Origin of the sequence: Flavobacterium fluviatile (assembly GCF_010645065.1) — a bacterium.
GTDB lineage: Bacteria > Bacteroidota > Bacteroidia > Flavobacteriales > Flavobacteriaceae > Flavobacterium > Flavobacterium fluviatile.
In genome coordinates, this window is sequence record NZ_JAADZW010000047.1 from 1 (window position 1) to 5,551 (window position 5,551).

The window sequence follows — 5,551 nt, forward strand, 5'->3', positions numbered from 1 at the left end:
TATTAATTGTTAGTATTTCAAAGATACATTTTCATATTTTTAATCTATGTCAAAGATATGAGCCCTGATGGAAGCGGTATCTCCCGATTTAGAAAACAAGGCTTTAGCCGTAGTTTTTCTTATCGGGAATTTAGCGAACAGCAGGACAAAAGGTCCTGATGAAAAGGAATGTTTCTGCTTCTTAAATTCATCATACAAATTGTCCGAATTAATGCCGAATTTGTCCTTTTACACCCCTAACCTATTGATTTTTAAACTTTAAATTTGTGGTACAACTATTTAAAACACACAAAATGAGTGCATCAGATTTTAGTACAACAATAAAGGTTGACCAGTCGCCGGAGGAAGTTTTTAATGCCGTAACAAACGTTCGTGGCTGGTGGTCTGAAGAAATTGAAGGCGATTCGGCTAAGCTGAATGATGAATTTAATTATCATTACGAGGATATTCACCGTTGCAAAGTGAAACTCACAGAAGTAATTCCCAACCAAAAAATCGTCTGGCTGGTAGAGGAGAACTATTTTAAGTTTACGGAAGACGAAACCGAATGGACGGGTACTAAACCAACTTTTGAAATCACGGAAAAAGACGGAAAAACAGAACTAAAGTTTTCGCATGTTGGTCTTGTTCCGGAATACGAATGTTTTGACATCTGCAGGGATTCGTGGACAAACTACATTCAGAATAGCTTAAAAAAACTGATTACTACAGGCAAAGGCGAACCAAATGCGAGCGGAAAACCCTAGACAGAAAACGAAAAAAAACTGAGTGCCGGCGAATAATGCTATTCTCAAAAACAACAATAAAATATATTCCGTTTACAAAACTACGGCTACAATTATCGAAATATTCAGCTTATCAGCTTAACTTTGCAGTCTATAGAACTAAAAACGTTAAAATACAGCACCATGGATATTTTGGAATTGATGAAAAAAAGATACTCTGCGAAAAAGTACAATACTGACAAGGTCATTCCGCAGGAAAAAATCGAAGCACTGAAAGAGGTCTTATACCTGAGCCCATCTTCTATAAATGTTCAGCCGTGGAAATTTACATTTGTGCAAAATCAGGCTATTAAGGCACAATTAGCTGCGGTTTCGATGCATAATCTCGAAAAAGTAAATCAGGCGCAGCTGGTAGTGGTTTTTAGTGTTGCGGATAATCTGGATGCTTTTCAGCAAATAGTAGATACACAGTTTCCGGAAGCACGCAGAAACTGGTACAACCAGATCAGGGCCAGCAAACCTGAAGCCGAATTAAAAACATGGTTGTCTCAGCAGGTTTATATTGCCCTTGGCGTTGGCCTGACGGCAAGTATTGCCTTAGGTCTGGATTCGACTGCCATGGAAGGAATCGAGTCTGACAAATACAGGGAAATCCTTAACATGACGGACTTTAAACCTTTGTTTGCAATGGCGGTTGGATATGGTGCTGAGGATGATTTTAACCGAATCGAAGTGATGCCTAAATCCAGAAGATTACTGGACGGCGTGATTGAAAGTATTTAGCCTCCTAAACGGCTGAAATTCCAAATGTCATCCTGAGCGGAGTCGAAGGCTTTATGAGTACAAAGGGGCTTCGACTCCGCTCAGCCTGACAACTCAATAGTATGATTTTTATATCTGACTAAAATGCTCTAACCAACAAAACCCTCATTTATGACCACCGACATCATAGAATTAAACAATTTTATCGTCCTGATCGAACATTCCAATGCAGAGAAAACCTTTGTTCAGAAATGTGAAATAGACGGAGATGCGGTTGGTTTTGCTTTTTATGGTTCGGGCAATGTTGAATTAGAGATCAAACACAATAATCAGACAAAATATTTAACGAATACTACCGGACTGGCGATTTCTTTTTTTGGCAATCAAAAAGTAGAATTTGCCCATAAAATCGCTCCGGACAAACCACTGCAGTCCATCAGTATTTTTACGAAACTTAAAAACCTGCATACACTCTCTCAGGTTGAAAAAGAAATTTTCGAAAAACAGTTGCCCGAATTATTAAATCCAAAAGAACATTTTGTAAAAGGCCCTACTTTTTTTATGACGCTTGACATGCAGCTTGCGGTTCAGAAGATTTTCAACACCACCTACTCCGGCAATACAAGGCTTTTGTTTTTAAAGAGTCAGGTTAATGAATTGCTGTCGCATTATTTTGCCCTTTTGTCTGATGATAAAAAAACAGAACTGACCGACAAGGACAAAGAGAAACTTTTTCAGGCAAAAGATATCGTGACCACACAATATTCAAAACCGCCTACTATTTCAGAATTATCAAGGCTCATCGGACTTAACAGCACCAAACTGAAGAAGAACTTCAAGGAATTATTTGGGATTCCGATTTACAAATACATTCACGAAGAACGGTTGAACAAAGCGTATGAACTCCTTACGCAAACAGAAAAAACCGTTCAGGAAGCCGCCTGGGAAGTTGGATATGAAAGCCTGAGTTCCTTTTCGAATGCTTTTCAGAAGAAGTTTGGCTCCAGGCCCAACGAAGTAAAAAAACAATTCCTTTCAAACAAATCTTAATTCTTTTCCGACAAATGATTTGGTTATGATCCGTGCAACTTTGCAGTATCATTAATCTAAAATCATATACAAATGGAAAATCAGAAAATTTTAGTCCTTGGCGGAAACGGAAAAACCGGCCGCAGGGTAACGAAACTGTTAAAAGAGAAAAGCAATGCCGAAGTTTACATCGGATCCAGAAGCGGCATCCCTCCTTTTCACTGGGAAAATCCGGAAACCTGGCCTGAGGTAATCGAAGGAATTGATACGGTGTACATCACCTTTCAGCCCGATCTTGCCATTCCGTCAGCACCAGAAACGATTCAGAAATTTACGACTTTGGCCACTCAAAACGGTGTCCGGAAAATAGTACTTCTTTCCGGAAGAGGCGAAAAAGAAGCACAGGTTTGCGAAGAAATTGTAAAATCGACAGCAAAAAACTGGACGATTGTAAGAGCCAGCTGGTTCAGTCAGAATTTTAGCGAAAGCATCTTTTTAAAACCTATTCTGGCAGGTTATGTAGCCATAGCAAGAGCCGAAACACCAGAGCCTTTTACCGATGCTGATGATATTGCAGCCGTGGTAACCGAAGCACTTTTAAACGAAAAACACAACGGAAAAACATACGAACTTACCGGTTCGAGACTGCTCAACTTTAAAGAGGCCGTTGCCGAAATAGCCCGAATTACAGGCAGGCAAATTCAGTTTCAGTCGCTTTCTGTAAAAGAATACATCGGTATGCTGCGTGAATATCAGGTTCCGGAAGACGAACTTTGGCTGGTAAACTACCTCTTTACAGAAGTTTTAGACGGCCGAAATTCCAGCATTACCAACGATATTGAAAAAGTCCTGGGCCGAAAAGCCAAAGATTTTACCGATTACGTAAAAGAGACAGCGCAAACCGGAATCTGGGATGCTCCTAAACTGGTAGCAACACCATGAATTATCCAAGAGCCCTATTAGCAGGCGTTATGGCATGGCTTTGTGTTGTGATTACTTTTTATGTTTTGGAACACATTCCGTTTTTTAAGGAATCGACGACTGCTCAGTCATTCATTGCTGCTTTTACCATTATATTTTATGCCTGGTTTGCCGCCTGGTTTTATTATAAAAAAGCAGCAAAAAAATCGGGGCTTCTGGCAGGAATTTTAATTACTGGCACCGCACTGCTTCTGGACATTTTAGTAACTGTCCCGTTTATCGAAATCCCAAAAGGAAACACTTATCAGGTCTTTTTCAGCAATCCGTTGTTGTGGATTCTGGCAGTCATTAACGTACTCACGGTTTTTTTGTATTTTAAACGAAACACCGCCACAAACCAAAACTAACAAACTAATCCGATTTGTGATAAGCAGATCGGATTTTTTTATGGCATGCCCCGCAGAAAAAGCGGGTCGGGCTATTCGCTAAATTCCCGGTTAACAAAAACTACGGCAAAAATGCCTTGTTTTTCTAAACCGGGAGATACCGCTGCTATCCCAATGTCATTAAGTTAACGTCACTTCGAGTGATTTTTAATCATAATGCGATAGCTTTATTATTAAAAATTGTATCGAGAAGCTTTCTAATACTAAGGTTCTCGATACATTTTCTTTAAAAAAAGCTATCGCATTTTTAAAGAAAACACTCGAACTGACGACAATATCCCTAAACGTAATGACATTGGCTGCTATCCCTCATGCGGCTTTGGGTTTCATAATAATATTTACTTTCTAAAAACAAAAAGTATTTTCAAAATTAAATACATGATTGATATACGAACAAAATAAAGATGAATATTCTTATATTTAACCTCAATTTTAATTAAAAAAAATGAATTGGTCATCCAGATTAATCTTGCATAAAAAAGAATTCAGAATCGCTGTTTATTTTGAAAAAAACACAAAATTAATTGAGCGTATCAAACAATTTGAAGGTGCCAAATGGAGCCAAACCTTAAAAGTCTGGCATTTACCGGACAATGAACAGAACCGGATTCATTTTAAAATACCCGCAGCCTATTTATCATTACCATCAGAAGAAGGAATTTTAGCTATACAAAAGTTCAGTAATTGGCTTACTTCCAGACGTTATAGTCCCAATACTGTAAAAACATATATAGAAGCCTTAAAATCCTTTTTAGTATTTCATCGGGAACTTCCGGTTTCAGAGATCACAAATGAACACGTCATTGCCTACAATAATGAGTATATATTAAAAAACAATATTTCGGTCTCTTATCAGAATCAGATTGTAAATGCCATCAAATTATTTTTCAGAACTGTCGAGAACAAAAAAATGGAAGTAGAAAGCATTCATCGTCCCAAAGGTGAAAAAAAGTTACCCAATGTATTGAGCAAAGAAGAAGTTAAACTAATATTAAACGCTCATCATAATATCAAACACAAAACAATGCTTTCATTAATCTATAGCTGCGGATTAAGGCGCGGTGAATTATTAAATCTAAAACCCGCCGATATTGATTCCAAACGAAACTTAATCCTGATAAAACAATCTAAAGGCAAAAAAGACCGCATCGTTCCGCTTTCTCCAAAAATATTAGAAATGCTGCGAAGTTATTATATCTGTTATAAACCAAAAACCTGGCTATTTGAAGGACGAAACGAAAACGAACCTTACGACGAACGCAGCTTATCAAACGTTTTGAAACAAGCTTTAACAAAAAGCAATATTCAAAAACCTGTAAGTCTGCACTGGCTGCGCCATAGCTATGCCACTCACCTATTAGAATCCGGAACCGACCTCCGCTTTATTCAGGAACTTTTGGGACACAGCAGCAGTAGAACAACAGAAATTTACACACATGTAAGCACGAAAAGTCTGCAGCAAATAAAAAGTCCATTTGATGATTTGTAGTAAAATATTTCTATATTAGCATTCAGTAAAAAAAGCCAATTTATGGCATAAAGCCAACATAAAAATAGCTTATTGAAGCCATTTTATGGCTGGTATAAGTAAGTTAGGAGAGATTGCTCCGTGGACGAACAACAGATGAATTTAATAAGGATTTTGGAAACGGAAAAGACTAAAAACGT

Annotated in this window: 6 protein-coding genes; all 6 read left to right on the forward strand. The window is 38.0% G+C overall.

Annotated elements, in window-relative coordinates; translation table 11 throughout:
- Window positions 1-293 precede the first annotated feature (293 nt).
- The 6 genes from GXM17_RS20940 to GXM17_RS20965 all read left to right on the forward strand — a co-directional run bounded on the left by GXM17_RS20940 (window position 294) and on the right by GXM17_RS20965 (window position 5,372).
- Complete coding sequence (locus GXM17_RS20940) at window positions 294-746, forward strand: SRPBCC family protein (protein ID WP_163401468.1); 453 nt, start codon at window positions 294-296, stop codon at window positions 744-746.
- Window positions 747-908: 162 nt separating this feature from the next.
- Window positions 909-1,508, forward strand: coding sequence for a nitroreductase family protein (locus GXM17_RS20945; protein ID WP_163401469.1), 600 nt, complete (start codon window positions 909-911; stop codon window positions 1,506-1,508).
- 150 nt (window positions 1,509-1,658) lie between these two features.
- Complete coding sequence (locus GXM17_RS20950; protein WP_163401470.1) at window positions 1,659-2,537, forward strand: helix-turn-helix domain-containing protein; 879 nt, start codon at window positions 1,659-1,661, stop codon at window positions 2,535-2,537.
- A gap of 72 nt (window positions 2,538-2,609) precedes the next feature.
- The gene (locus tag GXM17_RS20955; protein WP_163401471.1) at window positions 2,610-3,458 is read left to right on the forward strand and encodes a Rossmann-fold NAD(P)-binding domain-containing protein; all 849 of its coding nucleotides are present in this window, start codon (window positions 2,610-2,612) and stop codon (window positions 3,456-3,458) included.
- The gene (locus tag GXM17_RS20960) at window positions 3,455-3,844 is read left to right on the forward strand and encodes a DUF5367 family protein (RefSeq protein WP_163401472.1); all 390 of its coding nucleotides are present in this window, start codon (window positions 3,455-3,457) and stop codon (window positions 3,842-3,844) included. The genes GXM17_RS20955 and GXM17_RS20960 overlap by 4 nt, the downstream gene beginning before the upstream one ends.
- A gap of 484 nt (window positions 3,845-4,328) precedes the next feature.
- Window positions 4,329-5,372: a tyrosine-type recombinase/integrase gene (locus GXM17_RS20965; RefSeq protein ID WP_163401473.1), complete on the forward strand. Its 1,044-nt coding sequence runs from the start codon at window positions 4,329-4,331 to the stop codon at window positions 5,370-5,372.
- The last annotated feature ends 179 nt before the right edge of the window (window positions 5,373-5,551 follow it).